This is a genomic window from bacterium (genome assembly GCA_004299235.1).
Classification (GTDB): domain Bacteria; phylum Chloroflexota; class Dormibacteria; order Dormibacterales; family Dormibacteraceae; genus SCQL01.
Window position 1 is genome coordinate 139,286 of record SCQL01000009.1, and the last position, 23,340, is coordinate 162,625.

A 23,340-nucleotide genomic window follows, 5' to 3' on the forward strand; every position below is an offset into this window, starting at 1 on the left:
GGATTCTACGTGGGGCGGTGGGTAGCGGGGATCGGAACCGGAGCGCCGGTTGTTATATTTGCGCCCGATGGTAACCGGGGCGATCGAGGCGCCGAAGCGACTCGAAGACCTTCACGTCAGGCGGGACCTCGTCGCCAGCCTGCTGCTGCGGACGATCGCGTTCGCCGATCAGCTGAGCGGGGCTGCGATCGAGACCAGGCTCGGCCTGCCATTCGAAACGCTCCAGCCGATCATCGAAGAGTTCCAGAAGTCGCAGCTCATGGACACCATGGGGTTCTCGAACGACGCCGGCGTCGAGGGCCGCCCCATCCCGGTGCGCATGAACTACACGGTCTCGAGCGCCGGGCGGCAGCGCGCCGCCGAGATGTCCGCCGTGCAGACCCGCTACCTCGGCCCATGCCCCATCAACTTCGAGGACTACCTCGGGCTCGTCCGCTCGCAGGTCACCGGCAAGGCCAACGTCACGGATGGAGCGCTCAAGAAGGCGCTCGGCACGCTGGAGCTCGAGCAGCACGTCATCGACCAGATCGGTGGCGCCATGGTCTCTCGCGCCTCGCTCTTCATCTTCGGGGCTCCGGGCAACGGGAAGAGCACGATCACCGAACGCATGGCGCTCCTGATGGGCGCTCCGATCGAGATCCCGCACGCGGTGGCGGTGGGTGACGAGATCATCCGCGTGATCGACCCCGTCTATCACAAGATCGCCGAAGGTGAGCAGCCGATCGACAGACGCCTGGTCAAGGTGGAGCGGCCGGTGGTGGTTGCGGGCGGAGAGCTCAAGCTGCAGCAGCTGGACCTGACCTACGACGCCTCCAACCGCTACTACGAGGCGCCGCTGCAGTGGAAGGCCAATGCCGGGGTCTTCGTCATCGACGACTTCGGGCGCCAGGAGGTGCCACCGATGCGCCTCCTCAACCGGTTCATCGTGCCGATGGAGAAGAAGGTCGACTACCTCGACCTCTCCGCCTCAGGCCGGAAGATCGAGCTCCCGTTCCTGGCCCAGGTGGTGTTCTCGACCAACCTCTCACCCACCGAGCTGGTCGACGAGGCATTCCTCCGCCGCATGGCTTACAAGATCGGCGTCGGCAATCCCTCGCCCGAGGCGTTCGGCCGCATCCTCCGTTACGAGTGCGACCGCCAGGGCGTGGCGTTCGACGAGAAGGCGATCGGCTACCTGCTCAACAACCTCTACGGCAAAAAGCCGCTTCGGGGCTCGCACCCGCGCGCCTTGATCGCGCGCCTGGTCGACCTTGCCAACTACCGGCAGGAGCCGCCGCGCCTCACGCCTCAGACGCTGAAGGAGGCGTTCGACGCCTGCTTCAACCCCGCGCTGGGCAGCCTGACCGAAGACGACTGGGCGCGTCCGGCGATCGGATAGACGTTTTTCGACCGGCGGGATGGCGGCTCACCCTCACGCCAGCCCACCCCCATCTGCAGGGGACAGCGCGGTGCTCACTCCCGACAGGCGCCGCCGGAGCGGGTCGAGGTCGCTGAACGCGCCTCGCTGGTGAGCGGGCAGCAGCTCCGCGATCGCGACCATGATCGCCTCGGAGGCTTCCTCGTGCGACACCCGCGTGCCGTCGGGTCGCTTCTGCGCGATCAGGATCGGCTTGCCGAACGTGATGTTCACTCGGGTTCGACGCGGCCAGCGCGCTCCCTTCGGGAAGCACTCGCGGGTCCCCGTCAGGCCCACCGGCAACACCGGGCAGGCTGCCTTCTGGGCGATGAACCCCGCTCCCGGCTCAGGCGCGGCCAGGACTCCTGATTCGACCCGTGTGCCTTCTGGATAGATGATCAGGACCTGACCCGCCTTGAGCAGGTCGAACGACGTTCGAAGAGCGGCGCGGTCGGCGGTGTGCCGGACCACAGGGAATGCTTGGTACCGGCGGAAGATCCAGTTGTTGAACCCTTTTGTGAAGTACTCCGATTTGGCCATGCTCCACGTGTCGGCGCGCGGCACGAACGCGGGGACCATCGGTGGGTCGAGCGTCGCCGAGTGATTCGCGCAGATGATCAGCGGTCCGTGACGGGGCACGTTCTCTTTCCCCGTGACGTTGAACAGGCCCACCAGGTAGGTCTGCGTCATGGTGCGCATGACCCAGCGCAGAAACGCGTAGATCATTCGCTCTTCGGTCGGCCGGCGACGTGCCGCAGGATGAGCTCGACCACCTGGTCGACGTCCAGCCGATCGGTGTCGATGACGATCGCATCCTCCGCGGGGCGCAGCGGCGCGACCGGGCGCTCCGCGTCCATCCGGTCGCGCGCCTCCACCTCTTTGCGCATCGCCGCTTCGTCTGCGCGCTCGCCCCGTCGCTCGTACTGAGCCGCTCGCCTGCGGACTTTTTCGTCCAGGCTCGCCACGAGGAAGAACTTGTGATCGGCGTGCGGAAACACCACCGTGCCGATGTCCCGGCCGGCCATGACGAGGCCCGACGGATGCATGCGGCGCTGCTGCTCGACCAACGCCTGGCGCACATCGGGGATGGCTGAGATCAACGGCAGCGCGTCGGCATAGTCGGCGTCGTAGATGCCGTCCGTCAGCTCGACCCCATTCGCCCACACGCGTTCTCCATCCACGCTCACCTCGGTCGATTGGGTGAGCTCGGCCACCGCGGCCGGGTCATGAGGGTCGATGCCCCGATGGACGGCGAGCTTCGTGATGGCACGATACATGAGACCGCTGTCGACGAAAGGCACGCCCAGCGCTCCCGCCACTCTGCGACCGACGGCCGACTTGCCCGAGGCGACGCCGCCGTCGATGGCGATGATCACCTGGATCCGCCTTCGACGGCTCGGCGGAGAGCGGCCACCTCCGAGTCACCCAGCACACGCCAATCGCCGGTCTTCAAGCGGCCCAGCTTCAAAGGACCAAAGGCGACGCGCCGCAGCGATCGCACCTTGTGCCCAACCACGTGGAGCATGCGGCGCACCTGGTGGTGACGTCCCTCGCGGATCACGACTCGCACCTCGGCGAGGCCCGCGTCGCGACTTCCGGGGGTGAACCGCAGGACGTCGACCTCCGCCGGAGAGGTCATGCCGTCGTCGAGCTGGACGCCGGACCGCAGCGTCTGGAGGTCGGCTGCGCTCGGGTTCCCAACCACCAGCGCGATGTACTCCTTGGCCACCTTGTGGCGCGGATGGGTGAGTCGAAACGCGAGGTCGCCGTCATCGGTGAGGAGCAGCAGCCCGGTGGTGTCCGCATCCAGGCGTCCGACCGGAAAGAGGCGGTGGCCCGCCTTCCCCTCATCGCCGACCACTTCCAAAACCGTCGTTCGCGCCGACTCGTCTTTGGCCGTCGTGATCACCCCGAGGGGCTTGTTCAAAACGAGGTAACGATGCTTGGTGACCGGTTTGACGACGCGGCCGTCGACGGTGACGCGATCCCGGTCCGGGTCGATGAGCAGGCCCGCGGCGGGCGGCCGCTCGTGGTTCACGCGCACCACGCCGGAGGAGATCAGCTGGTCCGCGGCTCGCCGGCTGGCCACGCCGGCACGCGCGAGGAAGCGGTTCAGCCGTTCCTGGGGCGGTTTTGAGTCGCCGGCCGGATTCACCTAGTCGCGTTCGAGCCGCGGCGTCGGCAGGTGATCGAGCGACTCGAGCCCCATCACCTGGAGGAACCTCATGGTGGTGCCGTAAAGCTTCGGCTGGCCGGGCCCGCTGCCGCGCCCGACCTCAGTGATCAGGTCGCGCAGCTCCAGGTTGGTGAGCACGCTGTCGCAGCTGACGCCGCGCACCTCCTCGATGCGAGCGCGCGCGACAGGCTGCTGATAGGCCACGATGGCCAGCGTCTCATAAGCGGCCGGCGAGAGCTTGCCCGACACTTCCGGCCGGAGAGCACGGCGAACAGCGGCGGCATGCTCAGGCCGAGTCGCCAGGTGAAACTCGTCGTGATGCTTCATCAACATCACCCCCCGGCCCTCCAGCGCCTGGCGGAGCTCCTCCAGGGCATGCTCCACCGCCGTGCGATCGCTGTCCGTGGCCTGCTGCAGCTCGCGCAGCTTGAGGGGCCGGTTGGAGCTGAAGAGGATCGCTTCCAGGGCAGCCGAGATGTCACTCATCGGCGGGCGTCCTCGACTCGACGTGAATCGGACCGAAGCGTTCCTTCTGACGCACGGTGATCAGCGACCGCCGCAACAGCTCGAGAACGGCGACGAAGGTGATCACAGCCTCGAGGCGGTCCTGCGACTCGAGGATTAGCTCGACGAGCTCGATCGGGCCCTGCCGCAGGCGGCCCTTGATCAGCTCCAGCTTCTCCTCGAGCGACCAGGTCCGGCCGGTGACGACCAGCGGCCGCGGAGGGACGCGGGCGAGGACGCTGTTGAAGGCGACGAGCAGCAGCTCGACCTCGAGCGGCTCCTCCTGCCCTGACGCCTCGATGGGGCGCGCCGGCGGCGGAAACGAGAAGGAGTCCTGCTGCGCGCGCTCCATGAGCTCGCCGGCCATCTGCTTGTAGGCGCGGTACTCCTCGAGGCGTTGCCTCACCTCCTCCTCCCAGCCGAGCAGGTCGGTTTCCTCCTCGGTCGGGGTCTCGCCGGGCAGCAGGCGGATGGATTTGAGCAGCAGGAGGCGCGCCGCCATCCAGAGGAACTCGGCCATCTCGTGGGCATCGGCGATCTCCCGGGCGGCGAGCTCGGCGAGATAGGCGTCCGTCACCGCGGCCAGCGAGACCTGGAGGATGTCCAGCTCCTCGCGCTCGACCAGGGCTAAAAGAAGCTCCAGCGGGCCTTCGAACACCGGCGTCTTGACGCCGAGTCGCGGCCCCACGAGGGAAGGTTCCACGACGGCTAAGGATAGGCCCCGCCTTCCGGCGCCGGCCGGCGGCTATCGGAGGTCCACCTGGTGGAACCTCTCGACGCGCGCGATGGCGCTCCACCGGCGCCTGAGCGCGGCCGGGCTCGGCGTCTGGCTGGCGTGCGCGAGGCGGGCCTGGATCTTCTCCGCCAAGACGTCGCTCACGTCGGACTCCAGCGTCGGCTGCCTGCCCGCAAAGCACCAGGCCTCCGCCGTCTCGTGAGGCGGGCCGGCGCTGGGATGCGTCAGCGGGTCGCGCGCGCTCGGCCAGGCGGCGTCGAGAGCGACACGGCCCACGACCCTGTGGTCGGGGTGGTACCTGTAGCCGCCGTCGGGATCGAATGTGATCAGGACATCGGGCTTCGACGCCCGGATCTCGCGCACGAACTCCTCGCGGAGCTCCAGGCTCTCGACCAGCTCGGCGTCCGGGTGGCGGAGGAACGCGACCCGGTTCGCGCCCAGCACCGCCGCGGCGATCGCCTGCTCGCGCTCGCGAATGCGCGCGACCTGGGCGCTCGATTTCGTCGCGTCGCGGGAACCCTTGTCGCCCGAGGTGGCCAGCACGAAATCGACCGCGACCCCGCGACGCGTCATCATCAGCACGGTGCCGGCGCAGTAGAACTCGATGTCGTCCGGGTGCGCCACGATGCACAGGGCGCGCTTGATGCGGCGGTCCTCCGCGCCGGTGAACAGTCGGGAGCGCGCCACGATCAGGAGCGAGCCGTGCGCCCGGCGCGCGCAGCCGGCCGCCTCGCCTCCTCCAGCAGCTCGTGCGCTCGGGCCACCGCCTTGGGCGTGACCCCGCCGCTCATCATCCGTGCCAGCTCCTGAGCGCGCTCCTCATCAGAGCCCAGCTCACGCACGGTGACCACGTTGCGGCCGTCGGATCCAGGCAACTTCTCGACGAGCAGGTGATGGTCCGCGAAAGAGGCGATCTGCGCCAGGTGGGTGACCACCAGCACCTGGTGGCGCGACCCCAGCGCTTTGAGGCGCAGGCCCACCTGGATCGCGGCCTCCCCGCCGATGCCGGCGTCGACCTCGTCGAAGACGAGCGTCGGCATGCGGTCGGCGTCGGCGCCGACCGTCTTGACGGCCAGCATGACGCGCGCCAGCTCGCCGCCGGACGCGACCCGAGCCAGCGGCGCCAGCGGTTCGCCGGGATTGGCCGAGAACATCATCTCGGCGGCCTCGGCGCCGGCGGCCCCGATCTCGCTCTGCGGGTTGAGGCGGACCTCGAAGCGCGCGCCCTCGAGGCGGAGTCCCTCGAGCTCGGCGGCCACCGCCTTCTGCATGCGGCGCGCCGCCGTGGCCCGGGCCTTGCTCAGCCGATCGGCGGCGGCCTCGAGGTCCGCCCGGCAGCGGTCCCGCTCATGCCCGGCCGCGGCCAGCGCCGCCCCGAGATCCTCGGTCGCGCCGAGCTGCAGCTCGAGCCGGCGGCACTCTTCGATGGCCGACTCCAGGCTGCCCCCGTACTTCCGCTTCACCCCGTCGAGCACGGCGAGGCGTGACTCGATCTCCTCGAGCCTGGCGGGATCGGAATCGAGGAGCTCGCCATAGCGCCGGACCTCGGCCGCCACGTCGGAGAGGTCCTCCTCGAGGGAACCGAGCCGCCTCGCCTGCTCCGTCAAGCGCGGGTCCAGATCGGCGGCGGCGCGAAGGGCCGCCGCGGCGCGGGCGACGCCATCCTCCCGAAGCGCGTCCCCTGCTTCATGTCCGAGCTCGGCCAGCCGAGCCGCATGCCTCACGGCCGCCCGCTCCGCCGCCAGCTCCGCGTCCTCGGCCGGGCGTAGGCCGGCGGCGCGCAGCTCCTCCAGCTGCCAGCGCAGATACTCCTGCTCGCGCTGTCCACGCGAGCGCAGCTGCTCGAGATCGCGGATCGCGTTCACGGCCGCGAGCCAGGCGCCGTGGGATGCGGCCACCGCCGATCGCAGCTCCAACGCGCCGGCGTACGCGTCCAGCAGGTCTGTCTGGGTGTCGGGATCGAGCAGGGCATGGTGCTCGTGCTGGCCGTGCAGCGCGACCAGGTTGCGCCCGAGCTCGCGCAGCTGGCCTGGATTGGCGGGGCGCCCATCGATTCGAGCCGCACCGCGCCGGCCCAGCTCTCGCTGCAGCACAAGGGACGTCCCGCCGGACTCGAACTCCCCTTCCACCGTCGCGCGGTCCGCGCCATGGCGTATCTGGTCGGCCGCGCCCCGAGCGCCGAGCGTGAGGCCGAGGGCGTCGACGATCAGCGACTTGCCGCTGCCGGTCTCGCCGGTCAGCAGGTTGAGCCCCGGACCGAAGCGCACCCGCGACTCCGCGACCAGGGCGAGGTCGTGCACCCTGAGCTCTCGAAGCATCAGTGGCTGGCCACCTACTTCATGGGGACGAGCGGGCGCCCCCAGCCAAGCCTCTCGCCCAGCCGGCGGTAGAAACCCTCCGGCGGGCTGAAGCGAACGACCTTGAGGCGCCGGGGATGCGAGCCGCAGCGAAGCATGTCGCCCGCCTCCACCGCCCATCCGCTCCGCCCGTCGATTCGCATCTCGGCGGGGCCGCGCACGACGGACAGTGTGATGTCCTGTCTCGGCGGAAAGACGATCGGGCGCACGGTGAGCGCGAATGGGTTCATGGGCACGAGCACGAGGTCGCGCAGCGTCGGCTCGAGGATGGGCCCCCCGCTGGCGAGCGCGTAGGCCGTCGACCCGGTGGCGGTGGCGACCATCACGCCGTCCGCGTCGATGACGCCGACCTCCTGCCCGCCGACCTCGATCTCGACCCGCAGCATGCGGGCCTCGCCCGCGCGGTCGACGACGACCTCGTTGAGGCCGATGCTCTTCACCACGCTGCGGCCCTGGCGGCTCAACCCCACCTGCAGGATGGTGCGTTCCTCGATGCGATACGCGCCCTCGAGGAATCGGGACAGTCCGTCCTCGAGCTGGTCGGATTCGAGCTCCGTGAGGAAGCCGAGGCGTCCCAGGTTGACGCCCAGGATGGCCAGGCGCCGCGGCGCCGCCAGCCGGGCGCCGGCGAGGAACGTCCCGTCTCCACCCAGCGTCAGCACGAGCGTCGTGTCCTTCAGCTGGCCGGCGAGGGCGCTCACCGGCCCGTCGCGATGCGCCTCCCACGCCTCGACCTGACGCTCCCTGAGCGCCGTGAAGGCACGGTCGATCACCGACTGCTCAGCGCGCGGGCCGTGGAGGATGCAGACCTTCATGGGCGGTCGAGCCGGGGATCCGGCCGGCATCTCGGATCTCATCGGCTGGGCGCGAGCCTGAGGAAGATCTCACGGTTGCCCTCGGCGCCCGGCAGCTCCGAAGGCGCCTCGGCCGCCACGACGTAGCCGTTGCCGGCGCACCAAACGCGGAACCTGCTGAGGGCCGCCTCGATGGCGGCCGGGTCGCGAACGATCCCGCCCTTCCCCACCTCCGACCGCCCGACCTCGAACTGCGGCTTGAAGAGGGCGACCACGTCCGCGTCAGGCGCCGCGCGCCGCAGCGCCGGCATGACCTTCTCGAGGCTGATGAACGAGACGTCGATGACGATCAGACTGACCGGCTCGGGAAAGGCGTCGAGGTCACGCGCGTTGACCCGCTCGATCACGACCACGCGGGGGTCCTGGCGCAGGCGCCAGTGGAGCAGCCCGCGACCGACGTCGATGGCGTACACCCTGGCCGCCCCGCGCCGTAGAAGGACGTCGGTGAACCCGCCGGTGGACGCGCCGATGTCCGCGCACACCCGGCCCGCGGGGTCGACGGCGAAACGCTCCAGCGCGGGGGCCAGCTTCAGCGCGCCGCGGCTGGCGTAGTTCGGCGAGGACTCCACCGAGATGGGCGCGTCGTCGCGAACCGAGCGGTCGGGACGCCGGACGGTCTCGCCGGCGACGCGCACCTTGCCGGCCAGGATCAGGGCCTGGGCACGTTCACGCGATTCGGCGAAACCGCCCTTGGTCACCAGCACGTCGAGCCGCGGCATCACGCGCCCGTCAGAGGAGGAGCCCGACGGCGATGCCGATCGCGGCCCCGACGAGCACCTCCACCGGCGTATGGCCCAGGAGCTCCCGCAGCCTCTGCTCCTGCACCCCCCGCATGTTGACGAGGTCCTCGACCAACCGGTTTAGAACGGCGGCCTGGCGTCCAGCGGCGCGCCGGAGCCCGGCCGCGTCGTACATGACCACGAACGAGAAGATAAGGGCGATCGCAAACGGGGCGGAAGAGAGTCCTGAATATTTACCGACCGATGCGGTCATGCCCATGACGATGGCGCTATGGCTGCTGGGCATGCCACCAGTCTCAGCCAGCACGCGGAGGTTCAGCCGGCGCTGGCGCATGGAGGTCAGGATCACCTTGGCGGCCTGGCAGATGGTCCAGGCGACGATCGGCGCGAGGAGGAATCTCACCCGCGCAACGACGTGGTCAAGAGCTCTGCTCTGGCTTTGAGCGCCTCGAGACGGGCCTCGGCTTCGGCCAGCAGGCTGACGGCACGCTGGTGCGCGGCGACGAGCTGATCGACGGGCGCGCTGCCATCGGCCAGCTGCCCGATCGTCCTCTCCAGGGCGGCCAGCAGGTCTTCGAAACCGGCGATGGGGGCTGCAAGCCCGCTCAAGGCGCGGTCGCCGCCACGCGGCCCAGGATGCCGTTGACGAAGCGGCCGGATTCCTCTCCGGAGAACGTCTTGGCCAGCTCGATCGACTCGTTGATGGCGGCCTTGGTCGGCACGTGCCGGTCGATGGCGATCTCGTAAACGGCGATGCGGAGGATGACGCGATCCACCTTCGCCATCTGGCCGAGCTTCCAGTGCTCCGACGCCTCGCTGAGGATGGCATCGAGCCTTTCGCGATTGGCGATCACGCCCCGCGCCAGCTGGCCGGCGAAATTCGCCACGTCAGCCGTTGCCGCCCCCTCGGCGGCGTGGTAGCTCAGGACCTCCTGCAGGTCGTCGTCGGAGCCTTCCATCTGGAACAGCACTTTGAGCGCCAGCTCCCTGGCCTGATGCCGCTTCCCCACTAGGCGAGCCGGCCTAGCTGGCGAAGGCGACGCTGGAGACGAAGACGTTGACCTCTCCCACTTCCAGCCCGAGCATGCGCTCCGTCGCCTCGACGACGTTGCCCTGGACCGCAGCCGCGACGTCGGCGAGCCTGGCCTGGGAGTCGACGGTGATGAACACCTCGAGGTGGATCGAGCGGTCGGCCTCGATGTGCACGCGCACCCCGCGGTGAGCGCCCTGGCGTCGCACCCAGTCACCGAAATGGCGGGCCGCGGCCTCATCCATCCCCTCGACGCCTTCGACTTCGCACGCGGCCAGCGCCGCGATGCTCGCGATCACCTCGTTGGCGACGCGGACCGCCCCCAACGCGCCGTTCTCACCCATGACAGGGGGATGCTACGCCCTGAGCCCCTAGACGCGCTCCATGTAGGTCTGAGTTCGGGTGTCGACCCGGATGAGGTCGCCGGTCTGGATGAAGAGCGGGACCTGGATCGTGGCCCCGGTCTCGAGCGCGGCCGGCTTGGTGCCCCCGGAAACGGTGTCGCCCTTGAACCCGGGATCCGTCGAGACGACCTTCAGCTCGACGTTGATGGGCAGCTCGACGCCGATCAGGCGCTCCTGGTAGCGCTGGAGGAAGACCGTGCTGCCCTCCTTCAGCAGCGGAAGCACCGACTCCAGCAGCTCCTCGTCGACGGCCACCTGATCGTAGGTCTGGGTGTCCATGAAGTGGTGGTGGCTGCCGTCCGCATACAGGTAGGTCGCTTCTTTGTTGTCGATGCGGACCGCTTTGTACTTGTCCCCGCTACGGAAGCTCTGCTCGAAGATCGAGCCGGTGAGCAGGTTGCGGAGCTTGGCCTTGATGACCGCGCCGGCGCGCGCCAGCTTGATGTGCTCCACACTGACGATGGCCAGCAGCTGGCCGTCCATCTCGAACATCGTGCCGTTGCGAAAGTCATTGGTCGAGATCAATCAAGAACTCCATGGCTAACTCGTAACCCTTAAAGCCGAGGCCGGTGATCACGCCTCTGGCGGCCCGCGCGGTGACGCTCTTCGACCGGAATGCCTCTCGGGCGTGGATGTTGGAGAGGTGGACTTCGACGGTCGGAACGGCGAGCGCCTGCAGACAATCGTAAAGCGCCAGCGAGTAGTGAGACAGCGCGCCGGGGTTGATCACGATCCCGAGCGAGTCCGGCGCCTCCTTCTGCAGGAAGTCGACGATCTCGCCCTCGTGGTTGCTCTGAAGCAGGCTCACCTCCACGCCCAGGGCGCGCGCCTTCGCGCGCACCGCCTCGGTGAGGTCGGCCATCGAGCGGGTGCCATAGATGTGAGGCTCGCGCTTGCCCAGCAGGTTCAGGTTCGGCCCGTTGACGACGACGATGCGCTTCACGCCAACGCCTTCGTGACGATTCGCCGGACGAGCGCCGGCGGCACCGCGTGCCCCGGTTCGGCGTGACCCAGGCGCCGCGGCATCACCCATGCCACCTTGCCGCGCCGCGCCTTCTTGTCGCGCGGGATGGCGGCCAGCACTTGCGCGGCATCGATGTGGGGCGTCTTGTCGGGCAGCCCATAGGCCGTCAGCAGCTCGTCCTGCGATTCGACGAACCGCTCACCGCACAGGTCCATGGAGAGCGCGATCCGGGCGGCGACGCGCATCCCGAACGCGACCGCCCGACCGTGCGAGACGCGAAAGCCGCTGGCCGCCTCCAGCGCGTGGCCCGCGGTGTGGCCGTAGTTGAGGATCGCCCGCGGCCCTTTCTCGCGCTCGTCCTTGGCGACGACGAGCCCCTTGGCCGTGACGCAACGGAACACCACCCGCTCGAGCATCGCATCGTCGGCGGCGAGCAGGCGCGGGCGTTCCTTTTGCAGGAGGTCGGCAAGGCCCCGGTCCATGGCCACGGCGTACTTTACAACCTCGGCGAACGCATCCATGTAGTTGGCCCGCGGGAGCGTGTCGAGGCACGCGAGGTCCGACACCACCGCCACGGGCTGCCAGAAGGCCCCGATCGCGTTCTTGGAGTGCGTCCCGTTGATCCCGGTCTTGCCGCCGATGCTCGAATCCACCATCGCGAGCAGCGTCGTGGGCACGGCGACCAGGCGCACGCCACGCTGCCAGATCGCCGCCGCCAAACCGGCCAGGTCTCCGATCGTCCCGCCGCCGACGGCGATGACGCAACCCGATCGGTCGATGCGCTGGCGCTCCAGGAACGCGAGCAGGTCGCGCAGCTGGGAGAGGGATTTCGAGCGCTCGCCGGCCGGCACCACATGGACGGCCGTCTTGAGGCCGGCTCGCTTGATCGCCTTGCCGACCTTCTCCGCCCAGGGCCTGACATTGGTATCGGTGACGATGGCGACCGCGCTCGGATCCAGCCGGGTGATCACGCCGCGAAGCTCCCGATGGGCGTCGCTGCCGATGAGCACCGGATAGCTGCCCATCGAAGAATCGAGGATCAGCCGCACCAAAGCCGCATCACCTCCGCGGCGACGACCTCGGCCGGGCGATCGCCGTCGACACGGCAGGACGACTCCTCATAACGCGGGCGGCGCCGCTCGAACAGGGCCTCGATCTCGTCGCGGGAACGGCCCGCGATGAGCGGCCTGCCGCTCTGGGCGTGGACTCGCCCCCACATGGCCTGGAATGGGACCTCGAGGTAGACGGTCATCGATTGAGTGGCGACCAGGCGCCAGTTGGCGTCGTCGATCAAGGTGCCCCCGCCCAGCGCTACGACTGAACCTGGCGTGAGCGCCTTCGGCAGCAGCTCTTTCTCCAGCGCGCGGAAAGCGGCCTCGGTCCTGGTGGCGAAGATGTCGGCGATGGTCATTCCGGCTTCCTGCTCGATCATCAGGTCCAGGTCGTGGAACCGGGCCCCGGCGCGCGCCGCCACCAGCGCGCCGACCACGGTCTTACCCGAGCCCATGAAGCCGAGCAGCGCGAGCGGTTTACGCGCCAGCGCCGATGTCCCGCCCCGTGGGTTCGACGGCATGCCAGGGACCGTGCACTAGACGCCGCTGGGGTTGGCCGGGGCTGCGGGCGCGCCGCCCCGACGCCGTTCCGACTGCACGAACACCTGGTCCCGAAACGTCCCCGGGCTCGGGAGGTGGTCGAGGACCTCGGCCCCCTGGGCGCCGGCGGCGTCGACCTCGACCCGCCCGTAGCCGAGCATGCGGCCGAACAGCGACTGCTTGGTGCTGCAGTCCTGCACCCTGTCGATGGGGATCATCTTCGACTGGCGGCCGAAAACGCCGGACTCGATCTTGATCCGCTGGTCCGTGAGCGTGTAGGAGGTCGACCGCCAGCGGATCCACAGCACGATGAGCCGGATTCCCGCCAGGGCGACGACCCCCAGGGTGAGGATGAGCCGGAGATGTGGGATGTGGCTGGTGTACAGGACCGTGAAGTCGGCGATCGCGACCACGACCAAGAGGAGCACCGGGATCACGAGGCTCTTGACGAGGACGATCCAGTGCTGGTGGTCCTTGAGGATGAGGGTCTCGCCGGGTAGGAGCTGTTCAGTCATCGGCGCCTATTGTCCTGGAAGCCGGTGCAGTTGGAAAAGGACGATCAGCGCGCCCGCGGCCAGATAGGGCCCGTAGGCGATCGTCCCTCTCATCGAGCGGTGCCAGATGATGATCCCCACCGAGACCACCCCGGCGAGGACGACGCCGTAGAAAAGTGCCGTGATGGTCGGCAGCGGACCGAGCAGCAGGCCCATGAACAGGGCGAGCTTGACGTCACCGAACCCCAGCGCCTCCGCCTTGAAGATGGCCGCGCCCGCCAGCGCCAGGACCAGGAAGAGCAGGCCGGCGGCGAACCCTGTCGCGATACCCGCCCACCAGGGGTGGCCGAAGAGGCTGACCACCAGGGCCAGGCCCATCGACGGGAACAGCACGCGGTCGAGGATCAGCCGGTGCTCGTAGTCGAAGAAGATCACCTGGACCAGGACCAGGACGAAGATGCTGCGCAGCAGGAGCATCGGGAACGAGCTGAGCTCGAACGCGAACAAAGCGAACAGGAGCGCCGCAAGGATGGGCGGCCCGTAAACCTGCCAGCGCCTGGCGCCCGCCTCCAGCCCTTCCAGCCGCGCCAGTCGAACGGAGCCCCAGCGCACGAACCATCCGGCCCCGGCGCCGACGACGGCCCAGCCGATGACGATCGGGAGCGAGCTCACCGTCGGCGTATCACGGCTGCAGAGTTTCGCGCATCGCGCTCACAGGCGCGGGGCGGCCGGTCCAGATCTCGAACGACCGCGCACCCTGTTCGAGGAGGATCTGCCAGCCGTCGACCGTGCGCAGGCCCAGCGAGCGCGCCTTGCGCACCAGCGGCGTGCCGCCCTTGACGTAGACGAGGTCGATGACCGCGCCATTGCGCGGCAAGGCGGCCGGCCGGATCGGCATCTCGTCCCGGCGCCCCAACGGCGTGGCATTGAGCAGGAGGTCGGCTGAGCTCACGAGCTTCGGCAACGACGGCTCCTCCCAGGGGATCACCCTCCCCGGGAGATCGACCACCTCCGGGTGCCTGGACACGAAGGCCAGGTGCGCGCCTTCCAGCGCCACCGCCGCGGCGCGCGCCGAGCCGCCGGCGCCCAGGATCACGACCGTCGCCCCCCTGGGCTCGAGGCCCAAGTCGTCGACCGCGGAGCGGATCGCCGCCACGTCGGTGTTGGAGCCGACCAGGCGGCCGCCCTCGCGGGCGATGGTGTTGACGGCTCGCGCTCGCAGGGCTCCGGGGTCGAGGCTGTCGACCTGCTCCATCACCGCCCGCTTGTGCGGGATGGTGATGTTGGCGCCCGCCGCATCCGGCTCGCGAAGACGCCGCATCGCCGCCGGCAGCTGTTCGGGCGCGACGTCCAGCAGCTCGTACGTCCAGTCAAGCCCGACCGCGCGAAAGGCCGCGTTGTGCATGTCGGGGCTGCGCGAGTAGGAGATCCCGTGGCCGAGAAGGAAGACTCTCAGCTTCCGCTCACGCCGTACTTTTGAATGTCGCGTTCGAAATCCTGCTCGTTGGTCTCGAAGTGCGTCACCCTCTGCGTGTCGGCGAAGTAGTAGAGGTAAGCGGTCTGCGGCGGGTTGACGCAGGCGAGCAGCGCCGCCTTGCCCGGGTTGCCGATCGGTCCGGGGGGAAGGCCCGTGTGGATGCGCGTGTTGTAGGGCGAGTTCATCTGCAGCTCGGCCGCGGTGGGTTCGGGCGTGAGCCTCCCCAGAGCGTAGAGAAGTGTCGCATCGACACCCAGCGGCATGTTGAGCCTGAGCCGGTTGTAGTAGACGCTGCACACGTTGCCTCGGTCGGTGGGGGTGTTCGCCTCGCGATCGACCATCGAGGCGAGGATGACGATGGACTGGATCGTTTCCGCGGGCCGGGCCGGTGTCGCCTGCGCGATCTGCGCCCGGAGGTCGGCCGAGAAGACCACGCCGAACTGATCCAGCTGCTCCTTGACCAGGCCGCGCACGCCGGCGGCGGGATCGATGAGGTACGTGTCGGGAAAGAGATAGCCCTCGAAGGGCACGCCTGGATTGCCCGGCCGCGCCGGTAGAAAGCTGTACGAGGACGCCCACGATGGATCCGCCGCGGCCACCAGGTAGTCGGCGGCGGTCGCGTAGTTCGGCGACGTCCCGACCTTCGCCCTGGCCACGACCTTGGCCTGCTCTCGGAGTGGAAAGCCCTCGGGAAACGTGATGACCTCCTGGTCCGAGTTGCCGTGCTGGAGCGCGGCCACGATCTGCGCCATCGTCATGTTGAAGTTGAGGACGAATGCGCCGGCCTGGAACTTCGGCCCGGCGTCGGTCATCCGAGCGTAGATGTCGAAGGCCAGCGCGCTGCGGATGAGGCGCAGGTTGAGCAGCTCGTCACCGATCTGCGCCGAGGTCTCGCCCTGGTCGATGTGGAACGGCACCGTATGGCTGGTGCTCGAGATCGGGGTGTTGACGTTGAAGTTCCACCAGTCGATGGCCCGGGACGTGCCGAATCCCAGCAGGGCGATCACGAGCAGGACGGCGACGAGCCTCTTCACTCGACGTCATCCTCCTCCAGGGCGGCGATGACCCGTTTGAACTCCTCCCCATCCACCGTTTCCAGCACGCCCGCCGTCTCCCGCAGCAAGAGCACCTGGGTCGGGTCCTCAACGTCCTCGACCAGGTAGTAGATGGAGTCATCGAGGTCGAACGCGTCGTGGAGCCGAAACCGGCGCTCGTGCCCGGTCTCATCGATCAGCGTGATCGGCTGAGTCGGTTCGTCAGCCGTCACGTCGCCGGTCCAGGTGGGCCTGGAGCATCAGGGCGGCGGCCACCCGGTCGACGCTGAGCCGCCGCTGGGCGCGCCGCACGCCGCCCGCGATCAGCGAGCGCTCCGCGGCCACCGTCGTCAGGCGCTCGTCGACGAGCTCGACCGGAAGCTTCGAGGCCCTTCGAATCGCATCGGCGAGCTTTTTCGCCGCCGCCGCCTCCGGCCCAAGCGTTCCATCCATGCGCCGCGGCAGGCCGACCACGATCCGCCTTGCCTCGTGTGCCTTGCCGATCTCCGCCAGGCGCGCCGCAAGCGTCGCCGACGGCTCCGCCGGGACGGTCATGAGCGCCTGCGCGATGGTCGCCGTGGGATCGCTGAGCGCGAGCCCGACCCGCTTCGACCCCGGATCGACCGCGAGTATGCGCACTAGGGTGAGGGTGCGGGCGACGCGGCTGGTGAAGACGCACCGGACGCGGCCGCGGAACTCGATGGCGTGCCCTGCTGCACCACGTAGTGGAGTGAGATGCGTCCGACCAGCAGAGGCATGAGCGGCAGGGCCATCGGCTGCTCTTTGATGGCGACCGACTTGATCGGCAGCCGCTCGAGGTAGAACTTCGCCTGGGCCAGCGGCCGGCCGACGATCTGCGATCGGATCTTGGCTTCGTCGAGCTTGGGGGCGACGTAGGCGGAGGCGCTGCCGACGAACGTGAGGTTGCCGCCGCTCGTCGCGTTGAGGATGCGGTAATCCACCAGGATCGGGCTCTCGGTGAGCAGCTGCTGGTCGTTCGGCACCCGCTGCGCGAGGTAGTTCCGGAAAGCCTTCTGCACGTCGGCATCGACGTAGAAGTCGCCCTCGCCGGTGAGCGTCAGCGTGCCGCTGAACGTCGGCACCTTGTCGTTCGGCTGGTGGTCGGTGGTGAAGTTCGGCGGACCGTAGACGATCGTCTCGCTGAGCTTCTCCCCGGCCTGTCCCGCGCCGACGAGCTGTTGGGCGATGCTCTGGCGCAGCTCCTGCTCCAGCTGCGCCCGCGCCGAGTCGAAGTCGGCCTCGGTCATCTGGGGCGTGGACGACGCGTCCGTCCCTCCGCCGGTGGCCTGCGGGTTGGTGGCATGGACCTTGCTTGAGTCAAAGGGACCGCAACAATCGAGGATTTGCGTGATCGTGTCGTGGCCGACATTGCCGGCCGATCCGGGAGTGACTGCCTGCACGTTGACCGTGGCCTGTCCGCCGTTCCATGGGACGGTGGTGTCCGGGGATGTTTGCGCGAATGTGATGCTGTCGGTGTTCATCAGCCGCTGGCCACGCTTGAAGACCAGACCAGGGGAATTCGTGAAGGCCGAACTCTTCAGGTCGTTCGTGTACACGACCTGGCCGGTGGCCGGCGCCAGCTGCACCTGGATCACGCCCGTGGTCTTGAAGCCCTGCGAGCTGGAGCGCGAGATGACGTCCGTGCGCACGTGGATCGGCGCCTTGCCGGGCTGAGCCTGGATCTCGACATCTTTCTCCGTGAACGGCTGGGCCTGGGCCACCAGCGTCACCGAGGCGGAAGGGACGTAGACCGCCATGGCGAACAGCCCGACCACCAGCAGGGTCGCCGCCGTGACGTACAGGAGGAAGCGCCCCGGCTTGAGCTCGGTCGCGTTCTTGGTGATGAGCTTGGTCGGCGCGGCGACGCCGACGTGAGCGACGGGCGCGGCGCGGGCCCGCCGCCACCACCTCCGAACGGGAGGCGGGGCCTCGGGCTCCGACGGGATGCCCTCGCCCTGCGGCCCGACGGCGCCGAACACCGGGAAGCCGCTCTCGGCGGCCATCTTCTGGACCGCTGGGTCGTCGCACACGACGGTGACCCGCTTGCCCATGCGCGCCGAGTAGTTGCGCAGGAGCTGGAAGTTGAAGCGGCTCTGCCCGATGCGCGAGCGCATCGGCAGCACGAGCATCGCGTCCTCACCGCCGGAGCGGCGAAGCCGCTCGACGACCTCGGGGATCTCGTCCTCGCTTTCGACGTATATGGGGTTCGTTGCCATGGCGTTTACAAGTCTCCTGGGAGCCTAGCTAGACCTTTATAGCGCCCAGGACCCGCCGCATGACGGTGTTGACGGTGTCGCGCTCCTCGGCTTCGGTCCGCAGAGCGTGGTTCGCCAGACCCATCGGAGCGACGTCCTGGGGACTCGAGAGCTGGCCGGTGGAATCGGTCAGGTTGCGCACGTCCGGCGGCACCAGGTGCCGTATCCGAGGCTCTCGCGGGAACGGAAGGCCCGCCGCCCAGCTGTTCTTGACCATCTCGAGCGTGAGCTCGGGGAGGAGGCTGCCGCCGCCGCACAGATAGATGCTGGTCGGCAGCCGCTCGCCTCGCGACAGCTCCCTCACGCTGAGCGCCAGGCCCTGCAGCAGGACCTCCGCGTCAGCGCTCAGCAGCTCGGACACCTGGCGGTGCTGGTCGGCCGAAAGCAGACCCTCCGAGTGGCGGAGCTTGCGCGCCTCGGCCTCCTCGTAGCTGAGGCCGAACGCGAGCGCGAGGCGGCGGGTGAAGGCGCGACCGCCGAGGTTGAACATTCGGGTGCCCTCGACGCCCCCATCGCGTACCAGCGCCACGTCGGTGGTGCCGCCGCCGACGTCGACGAAGATCCCGCCCTCCGCCCACGTCTCCTCGCTGGCGCAGGCCCGCGCCAGCGCATAGGGCTGAGCGACGGCGGCCGCCAGCTCGAGGTCGAGCTCTCGCACGACGGTCTCGATGGCGTCGATGTGGGTCATCGGCGCAAACGTGTTGAAGACCGTGACCTCGAGGTTCTTGCCGGTGAAGCCCACCGGGTTGGTGACCGGGTAGCCGTCCACGCGCACGTTGGTGATCGCCGAGTGGACCAGCCGCGCCTCGAGCTGACCGTAGCTGCGCTCCATCTCCAGCAGGTGCTGGGCCTCGCGGAGCGCGCGGCGCTGCACCATCTGGAGCATGGTCGAGATCTCGCTGGAGCGAACGCGCGCCTTCGGGTTCTCTCGCGGGTAGGCGATCGTCGACGAGAAACCCTTGATCAGCTCGCCCGCGATGCCCACCACGACCTGGCCCGGGACCGTCTTGGCCATGTCCTCGGCCGCCTCGAGCGCGCGGTTGCAGGACTGGATCACCGATTCCAGGTCGGCGATGGCGCCGCCGGACATCGCCGCCGGCGCCTGCGGCTCGCGCCCGACGCCGAGCACCTCGCCGTCTGGACCGTCGCGCCGGACCACCAGCACCTTGATGAGATCGGTGCCGATGTCCAGGACGGTGAAGTGGCGGTAGTACTCGCTGCGCTTGCGCAGGAACTTGAACTTCGTCAATCCGGCTTGGCTCCTAGGGCGGCTTCGAGACGCCGAAACGCCTCCGCTGCGGGAACGGTCAGTTTGCCACGCACGAGGTGCGCGGAACCGCCACCGGTGCCGAAATGGGCCTTGAGGCGGTTGGCATCGTACTGCGAGGCGAGGTCCCTGGACACCTTGATCACAAACATGTCGCCGGCGACAACGGTTACGACGCCCGACTTCACGACCTCGAGGTAGCGGTCCGCATAACCGGCGAGCTCGGCGAGATTCGCGGCTTGAACGGACTCGGTCACGAATGCCACGCTGCCCTGTTTGACGGCCACCCCGTCGCCCGCTCCGACGCGTGCGCTCCGGACCTGGTCACGCAGCTTCTCGATTTCACGCTCGGCGTCCTTGACCTGGCTGCGCAGGGCGCGCACGCGCTCGGTCAGACGGTCCGGGCCGGCGTTGAACGCCCGCGCCAGCTCCGACAGCAGCTCACGGTCGCGCCGGACGAGCTCGTCCGCGGCCTCGCCGACGACCATGTCGATCCGGCGCAGTCCAGAACCGATGCTCGACTCGGAGACGATGACCGCGGTGCCGACGTCGGCGCTGTTCGTCACGTGGGTGCCCCCGCACAGCTCACAAGTCCAGTCGCCGAAGCACACCACGCGCACCACGTCGCCGTATTTCTCCTCGAACAGGTGCATGGCGCCCTGCGCCACCGCCTCCTTGTACGGTCTGTGGCTCTCGTGAAACGGGAGGCCAGCACGCACCTTCTCCATGATCCGGCGGTTGATCCCCGCGAGCTCGTCCTTGGTGATCGCGCGGCTCAGCGGGATGTCGAACGTCGTGTGGTCGGGCCCGACCCAGGAGCCCTTCTGCACCACCTGATCGCCGAGCGTCTCGCGAAGGGCCCTGTGCAACAGGTGCGTGGCCGAGTGATGACGCGCGATCTGGCGGCGGCGTATGGCGTCCACCGCCGCGCTCGCCTCCTCCCCCACGCGCACCTCGCCCGTGATCACGGTCCCCAGGTGCGCGATGGCGCCCTCGGCCGGCTTCTGAGCGTCCTCGACCCGCACCCGGCCGCCTGGCGTCGTGATCGTGCCGGTGTCGCCGATCTGCCCGCCCGACTCCGCGTAGAACGGCGAGCGCGCGAGGAACACCTCCACCTGGTCGCCCTCGGTCGCGACCTCGGTGGCACCGCCATCCTTGCGGAGGGCGAGGACGGTGGTTTCCGTCGTCAGCTCCATATACCCGGTGAACTCCGACTTCGGGATGTCCTTGGCGGCGGACCACTGCTGTGGCGCCGTCCGCCGAGATCGCTCGCGCTGACCCGCCATCGCCACGCGGAAGCCTTCCTCGTCGACCTTCATGCCGCGCTCATCCGCGAGCTCGCGCGTCAGCTCGAGCGGAAACCCGAAGGTGTCGTGCAGGCGGAAGGCGTCGGCGCCGGGAACCGACTTCGGGTGACGCACGGCGACCTTCTCGAACTGCTCCATCCCCTGCTCGAGCGTTCGCTGGAAGCGCTCCGTCTCGGTCTCCACGACCTCGGTGATGAATGGCTCGCGAGCCTGGAGCTCGGGATATGGCGCTTTGAACATCTCGACCGCCACGGCGACGCCGCCGGTCAGTTTGGCCCGAAGTCCGATTCGCCGGCCGTGCAGGGCCGCCCTGCGGATGAGCCGGCGCAGTACGTAACCACGGCCTTCGTTGGAGGGAATCACGCCGTCCGCGATGCAGAAGGTCATCGCGCGGACGTGGTCGGCGATGATCCGCTCGGACAGGGAGGTCGGCTTCGCGCTCGACTGGCGGACGAAATCGATCAGCGGCGCGACCACGTCCGACTCGAAAACGTTGGTCTTGCCCTGGAGGATGTAGGCGATGCGCTCGAGGCCCATCCCGGTGTCGATCGCGGGGCGCTGGAGCGGAACCAGCGTGCCGTCAGAGAGGCCGCGCGTGATCGCCTCGGCGGTCGAGGGGTCGCCCGCCAGCGCCCCGCGCTGGTCGTACTGCGGGAAGACGAGGTTCCAGAACTCCGTGAATCGATCACAGTGGTCGGGCACGCAGTCGGGCCGGCCGCAGCCCACCTCCGGCCCGCGATCCCACCAGATCTCGGAGTCCGGCCCGCAGGGCCCGCGGCCGAGCCCCCACCAGTTGCTCCCGAGGCGTGTGATGTGGGCGTGGGAGATCCCGGTGCGCTGGGTCCAAAGCATGTACGCGTCGTCATCGGAGGGATGGATGGTGACGCGCAGCCGCTCGGCCGGCATCTTGAAGCCCTCGGTGACCAGCTCCCACGCCAGCGGGATCGCGCTCTCTTTGAAGTACGCGCCGGTCGGGGTGAAGTTGCCGAGCATCTCGAAGAACGTGTTGTGACGGTCGGTCTTCCCCACCTCTTCGATGTCCCCGGTGCGAAGGCACTTCTGACAGCTGGCGAGCCTGGGCGCGGGCGGCTGGCTAAAGCCCAGGTAGTAGGGCTGAAGCGGCTGCATTCCGGCCGAGATGAAGAGCGTGCTCGGGTCTCCATGCGGCACCAATGGCGCGCTGGGGAGGACCAGATGCTCCCGGCTCGCGAAATGCTCTAGAAAACGTCTGCGGATTTCGTTCCCGGTCACGGGGCTGGTCTAGCTTACGGTGAGAGGCGTTCGATCCGCCATGCCCCGCCCGGCCGCCTGACGTAGCGGAGCCGGTCGTGGAGGCGGTCGGCGCGGTTCTCCCAGAACTCGATCCAGCGCGGTCGCAGCCCGTAGCCGCCCCAATCGTCCGGCAGGGGCACCAGGTCCGGGTGACGCCGGTCGAGATCTTCGACCGCACGCTTGAGGTCGGCGCGCGAGGCGACGACTCTGCTCTGTCGGGAGGCCAGTGCCGAGAGCTGCGCGCCCCGGGGCCGGCTCCTGAAGTAGGCCAGTGAAGCCGCCCGGCTCAGCCGCCGGACCGTCCCCGAGACCCTCACCTGGTGGCGCGTCGCCGACCAGTGGAAAACGAGCGCGGCGCGGTGGCTTGCGGCCAACTCACGGCCCTTGCGGCTCTGGTAGTTCGAGTAGAAGAGGAATGCGCCGTCCTCGATGCCTTTCAAGAGCACCATGCGGGCCGACGGTCCGCCGGGTCCGGCGGTGGCCAGGGCCATGGCGTCGGGCTGCGGTGCGCCGGCCCGCTCGGCTTCGCGATACCAGCGGCGAAACAACGTCAGCGGGTCCGACGGCGCGCGCGACTCGAGCAGCGGCACCCCGGAGCTATCCGCTCTCTTGCGGCACGTGCTTCCGCAACTGCTCCAGCGCGGCGCGTTGCAGGCGCGACACGTGCATCTGGCTGATGCCCAGCCGCCGCGCGATCTCCGACTGGGACATCTGCTCGTAGAACCTCATGGCCATGATGGCGCGCTCGCGCGGCGTCAGGTGTTCCATCGCCCGATTGAGAACGTCGCGCATCTCGACGCGGTCGAGCTCAGGATCCGCGCTGCCGATGCGCTCGGCCACCACGCGGCTGTCCTGGCCGTCGGCGGAAGCCACCGGTTGATCCAGCGACAGGGGCATGTACGCCGGTCCGATTTCCATCGCCTCGGTGACGTCCTCGGGAGACACGCCCAGGTGTTCGGCGAGCTCGCCGACGCTCGGTTCGCGGCCGAGCTCGTTTTTCATCTGCTCGTTGACGCGAACCACCGATTGGTGCAGCTCCTGCAGGCGGCGCGGAAAACGGATCGCGGTTCCCTTGTCCCTGAAATGACGCTTGATCTCGCCGGCGACGGTCAGCGTGGCGAAGGTGGTGAACTCGTAACCGAGGTCCGGGTCGAAACGCTCGATGGCCTTGATCAGGCCGAGGTAGCCGACCTGCACGATGTCGTCCAGCGGCTCGCCGCGGTTCTGGAATTTGCGCGCGAGGAAGAAGACGAAGTCGTGGTAGGCGCTGACGAGCCGCTCGCGGATGCGATCGCGCTCGGCCGGGTCCTGGCTGTCCCGGTAGCGGCGATGGAGCGCCCGCAGCTCCTCGCGGGACGGGCGCGGCATTGAAGCCATCGAACTGAATGGCTAACGCGCGGCCGCTAGGCCGGATTCACTCCGGCCGCCGTGCGTTCGTTCCCAAGCATCACCCAATCGTT

General features: G+C 68.8%; 29 protein-coding genes. 1 reads left to right on the forward strand and 28 read right to left on the reverse strand.

All coding sequences use genetic code 11. The features are described 5' to 3' along the window. The first annotated feature begins 67 nt into the window (after positions 1 to 67). On the forward strand, positions 68 to 1,378 hold the full coding sequence (locus tag EPN29_03355) for an ATP-binding protein (protein TAN34413.1): 1,311 nt from the start codon (positions 68 to 70) through the stop codon (positions 1,376 to 1,378). Between the two features lie 33 nt (positions 1,379 to 1,411). On the opposite strand, the gene EPN29_03360 is transcribed toward EPN29_03355, so the two are convergent. From EPN29_03360 to EPN29_03495, 28 genes are read right to left on the reverse strand one after another with little or no spacing between them, the layout of a single operon-like run. Beyond that, positions 1,412 to 2,122 carry a 1-acyl-sn-glycerol-3-phosphate acyltransferase gene (locus EPN29_03360; GenBank protein TAN34414.1) on the reverse strand — a complete coding sequence of 237 codons (711 nt, stop codon included), beginning with the start codon at positions 2,120 to 2,122 and terminating at the stop codon, positions 1,412 to 1,414. Beyond that, a complete protein-coding gene (gene cmk, locus EPN29_03365; protein TAN34415.1) occupies positions 2,119 to 2,778 on the reverse strand; it encodes a (d)CMP kinase in 660 nt (219 codons plus the stop codon). Before cmk ends, EPN29_03360 begins: the two co-directional genes overlap by 4 nt. Beyond that, positions 2,769 to 3,551, reverse strand: a complete 783-nt coding sequence (locus EPN29_03370; protein TAN34416.1) for an rRNA pseudouridine synthase — start codon at positions 3,549 to 3,551, stop codon at positions 2,769 to 2,771. Before EPN29_03370 ends, cmk begins: the two co-directional genes overlap by 10 nt. Further along, positions 3,552 to 4,058: an SMC-Scp complex subunit ScpB gene (scpB, locus tag EPN29_03375; protein ID TAN34417.1), complete on the reverse strand. Its 507-nt coding sequence runs from the start codon at positions 4,056 to 4,058 to the stop codon at positions 3,552 to 3,554. It lies immediately after the preceding gene. Continuing rightward, positions 4,051 to 4,779: a hypothetical protein gene (locus tag EPN29_03380; GenBank protein TAN34418.1), complete on the reverse strand. Its 729-nt coding sequence runs from the start codon at positions 4,777 to 4,779 to the stop codon at positions 4,051 to 4,053. Before EPN29_03380 ends, scpB begins: the two co-directional genes overlap by 8 nt. Before the next feature lie 42 nt (positions 4,780 to 4,821). Next, positions 4,822 to 5,505, reverse strand: coding sequence for a PIG-L family deacetylase (locus tag EPN29_03385; protein TAN34419.1), 684 nt, complete (start codon positions 5,503 to 5,505; stop codon positions 4,822 to 4,824). Further along, a complete protein-coding gene (locus EPN29_03390) occupies positions 5,502 to 7,289 on the reverse strand; it encodes a DNA repair protein RecN (protein TAN34420.1) in 1,788 nt (595 codons plus the stop codon). Before EPN29_03390 ends, EPN29_03385 begins: the two co-directional genes overlap by 4 nt. Next, a complete protein-coding gene (locus EPN29_03395; GenBank protein ID TAN34421.1) occupies positions 7,145 to 8,026 on the reverse strand; it encodes an NAD(+)/NADH kinase in 882 nt (293 codons plus the stop codon). The genes EPN29_03390 and EPN29_03395 overlap by 145 nt, the downstream gene beginning before the upstream one ends. Beyond that, entirely contained in the window at positions 8,023 to 8,742 is a 720-nt protein-coding gene (locus EPN29_03400; GenBank protein ID TAN34422.1) for a TlyA family RNA methyltransferase, read from the reverse strand. Before EPN29_03400 ends, EPN29_03395 begins: the two co-directional genes overlap by 4 nt. A 10-nt stretch (positions 8,743 to 8,752) precedes the next feature. After that, on the reverse strand, positions 8,753 to 9,166 hold the full coding sequence (locus EPN29_03405; GenBank protein ID TAN34423.1) for a divergent PAP2 family protein: 414 nt from the start codon (positions 9,164 to 9,166) through the stop codon (positions 8,753 to 8,755). Beyond that, a complete protein-coding gene (gene xseB, locus EPN29_03410; protein TAN34424.1) occupies positions 9,163 to 9,423 on the reverse strand; it encodes an exodeoxyribonuclease VII small subunit in 261 nt (86 codons plus the stop codon). Before xseB ends, EPN29_03405 begins: the two co-directional genes overlap by 4 nt. Beyond that, positions 9,369 to 9,773, reverse strand: coding sequence for a transcription antitermination factor NusB (nusB, locus tag EPN29_03415; GenBank protein TAN34425.1), 405 nt, complete (start codon positions 9,771 to 9,773; stop codon positions 9,369 to 9,371). The genes xseB and nusB overlap by 55 nt, the downstream gene beginning before the upstream one ends. 13 nt (positions 9,774 to 9,786) lie before the next feature. Beyond that, positions 9,787 to 10,137: an Asp23/Gls24 family envelope stress response protein gene (locus EPN29_03420; GenBank protein TAN34426.1), complete on the reverse strand. Its 351-nt coding sequence runs from the start codon at positions 10,135 to 10,137 to the stop codon at positions 9,787 to 9,789. Positions 10,138 to 10,164: 27 nt separating this feature from the next. Then, a complete protein-coding gene (efp, locus tag EPN29_03425) occupies positions 10,165 to 10,722 on the reverse strand; it encodes an elongation factor P (protein TAN34427.1) in 558 nt (185 codons plus the stop codon). Then, positions 10,706 to 11,230, reverse strand: coding sequence for a type II 3-dehydroquinate dehydratase (gene aroQ, locus EPN29_03430; protein TAN34428.1), 525 nt, complete (start codon positions 11,228 to 11,230; stop codon positions 10,706 to 10,708). The genes efp and aroQ overlap by 17 nt, the downstream gene beginning before the upstream one ends. After that, positions 11,137 to 12,213, reverse strand: a complete 1,077-nt coding sequence (gene aroB, locus EPN29_03435; protein ID TAN34429.1) for a 3-dehydroquinate synthase — start codon at positions 12,211 to 12,213, stop codon at positions 11,137 to 11,139. Before aroB ends, aroQ begins: the two co-directional genes overlap by 94 nt. Then, complete coding sequence (locus EPN29_03440; GenBank protein ID TAN34430.1) at positions 12,201 to 12,734, reverse strand: hypothetical protein; 534 nt, start codon at positions 12,732 to 12,734, stop codon at positions 12,201 to 12,203. Before EPN29_03440 ends, aroB begins: the two co-directional genes overlap by 13 nt. 15 nt (positions 12,735 to 12,749) lie before the next feature. Further along, positions 12,750 to 13,268, reverse strand: coding sequence for a PH domain-containing protein (locus tag EPN29_03445; GenBank protein TAN34431.1), 519 nt, complete (start codon positions 13,266 to 13,268; stop codon positions 12,750 to 12,752). 6 nt (positions 13,269 to 13,274) lie between these two features. Next, a complete protein-coding gene (locus EPN29_03450) occupies positions 13,275 to 13,919 on the reverse strand; it encodes a prepilin peptidase (protein TAN34432.1) in 645 nt (214 codons plus the stop codon). Positions 13,920 to 13,929: 10 nt separating this feature from the next. Then, positions 13,930 to 14,652, reverse strand: a complete 723-nt coding sequence (locus tag EPN29_03455) for a shikimate dehydrogenase (GenBank protein ID TAN34433.1) — start codon at positions 14,650 to 14,652, stop codon at positions 13,930 to 13,932. A gap of 47 nt (positions 14,653 to 14,699) precedes the next feature. Next, positions 14,700 to 15,758, reverse strand: coding sequence for an endolytic transglycosylase MltG (gene mltG, locus EPN29_03460; GenBank protein ID TAN34434.1), 1,059 nt, complete (start codon positions 15,756 to 15,758; stop codon positions 14,700 to 14,702). Beyond that, entirely contained in the window at positions 15,755 to 15,991 is a 237-nt protein-coding gene (locus EPN29_03465; protein TAN34435.1) for a DUF1292 domain-containing protein, read from the reverse strand. The genes mltG and EPN29_03465 overlap by 4 nt, the downstream gene beginning before the upstream one ends. Then, a complete protein-coding gene (gene ruvX, locus EPN29_03470) occupies positions 15,981 to 16,619 on the reverse strand; it encodes a Holliday junction resolvase RuvX (GenBank protein ID TAN34436.1) in 639 nt (212 codons plus the stop codon). Before ruvX ends, EPN29_03465 begins: the two co-directional genes overlap by 11 nt. Continuing rightward, complete coding sequence (locus tag EPN29_03475; protein TAN34437.1) at positions 16,397 to 17,995, reverse strand: hypothetical protein; 1,599 nt, start codon at positions 17,993 to 17,995, stop codon at positions 16,397 to 16,399. Before EPN29_03475 ends, ruvX begins: the two co-directional genes overlap by 223 nt. A 28-nt stretch (positions 17,996 to 18,023) precedes the next feature. Beyond that, positions 18,024 to 19,283, reverse strand: coding sequence for a hypothetical protein (locus EPN29_03480; protein TAN34438.1), 1,260 nt, complete (start codon positions 19,281 to 19,283; stop codon positions 18,024 to 18,026). Continuing rightward, positions 19,280 to 21,859, reverse strand: a complete 2,580-nt coding sequence (gene alaS, locus EPN29_03485) for an alanine--tRNA ligase (protein ID TAN34439.1) — start codon at positions 21,857 to 21,859, stop codon at positions 19,280 to 19,282. The genes EPN29_03480 and alaS overlap by 4 nt, the downstream gene beginning before the upstream one ends. A 14-nt stretch (positions 21,860 to 21,873) precedes the next feature. Continuing rightward, on the reverse strand, positions 21,874 to 22,470 hold the full coding sequence (gene pdxH, locus EPN29_03490) for a pyridoxamine 5'-phosphate oxidase (protein ID TAN34440.1): 597 nt from the start codon (positions 22,468 to 22,470) through the stop codon (positions 21,874 to 21,876). 7 nt (positions 22,471 to 22,477) lie between these two features. Beyond that, the gene (locus EPN29_03495) at positions 22,478 to 23,257 is read right to left on the reverse strand and encodes a SigB/SigF/SigG family RNA polymerase sigma factor (GenBank protein ID TAN34441.1); all 780 of its coding nucleotides are present in this window, start codon (positions 23,255 to 23,257) and stop codon (positions 22,478 to 22,480) included. Positions 23,258 to 23,340: the final 83 nt, after the last annotated feature.

What these genes read in the sequence shown, in the direction of transcription:
- EPN29_03355 (TAN34413.1), top strand. Translation starts at nt 68, where the DNA reads ATGGTAACCGGGGCGATCGAGGCGCCGAAGCGACTCGAAGACCTTCAC.
- EPN29_03360 (TAN34414.1), bottom strand. Translation starts at nt 2,122, where the DNA reads ATGATCTACGCGTTTCTGCGCTGGGTCATGCGCACCATGACGCAGACC.
- scpB (TAN34417.1), bottom strand. Translation starts at nt 4,058, where the DNA reads ATGAGTGACATCTCGGCTGCCCTGGAAGCGATCCTCTTCAGCTCCAAC.
- EPN29_03390 (TAN34420.1), bottom strand. Translation starts at nt 7,289, where the DNA reads ATGGGCGGTGGAGGCGGGCGACATGCTTCGCTGCGGCTCGCATCCCCG.
- EPN29_03395 (TAN34421.1), bottom strand. Translation starts at nt 8,026, where the DNA reads ATGAGATCCGAGATGCCGGCCGGATCCCCGGCTCGACCGCCCATGAAG.
- EPN29_03400 (TAN34422.1), bottom strand. Translation starts at nt 8,742, where the DNA reads ATGCCGCGGCTCGACGTGCTGGTGACCAAGGGCGGTTTCGCCGAATCG.
- EPN29_03420 (TAN34426.1), bottom strand. Translation starts at nt 10,137, where the DNA reads ATGGGTGAGAACGGCGCGTTGGGGGCGGTCCGCGTCGCCAACGAGGTG.
- aroQ (TAN34428.1), bottom strand. Translation starts at nt 11,230, where the DNA reads ATGGGTGATGCCGCGGCGCCTGGGTCACGCCGAACCGGGGCACGCGGT.
- EPN29_03440 (TAN34430.1), bottom strand. Translation starts at nt 12,734, where the DNA reads ATGCCGTCGAACCCACGGGGCGGGACATCGGCGCTGGCGCGTAAACCG.
- EPN29_03445 (TAN34431.1), bottom strand. Translation starts at nt 13,268, where the DNA reads ATGACTGAACAGCTCCTACCCGGCGAGACCCTCATCCTCAAGGACCAC.
- EPN29_03455 (TAN34433.1), bottom strand. Translation starts at nt 14,652, where the DNA reads ATGCACAACGCGGCCTTTCGCGCGGTCGGGCTTGACTGGACGTACGAG.
- EPN29_03475 (TAN34437.1), bottom strand. Translation starts at nt 17,995, where the DNA reads ATGGCAACGAACCCCATATACGTCGAAAGCGAGGACGAGATCCCCGAG.
- EPN29_03495 (TAN34441.1), bottom strand. Translation starts at nt 23,257, where the DNA reads ATGGCTTCAATGCCGCGCCCGTCCCGCGAGGAGCTGCGGGCGCTCCAT.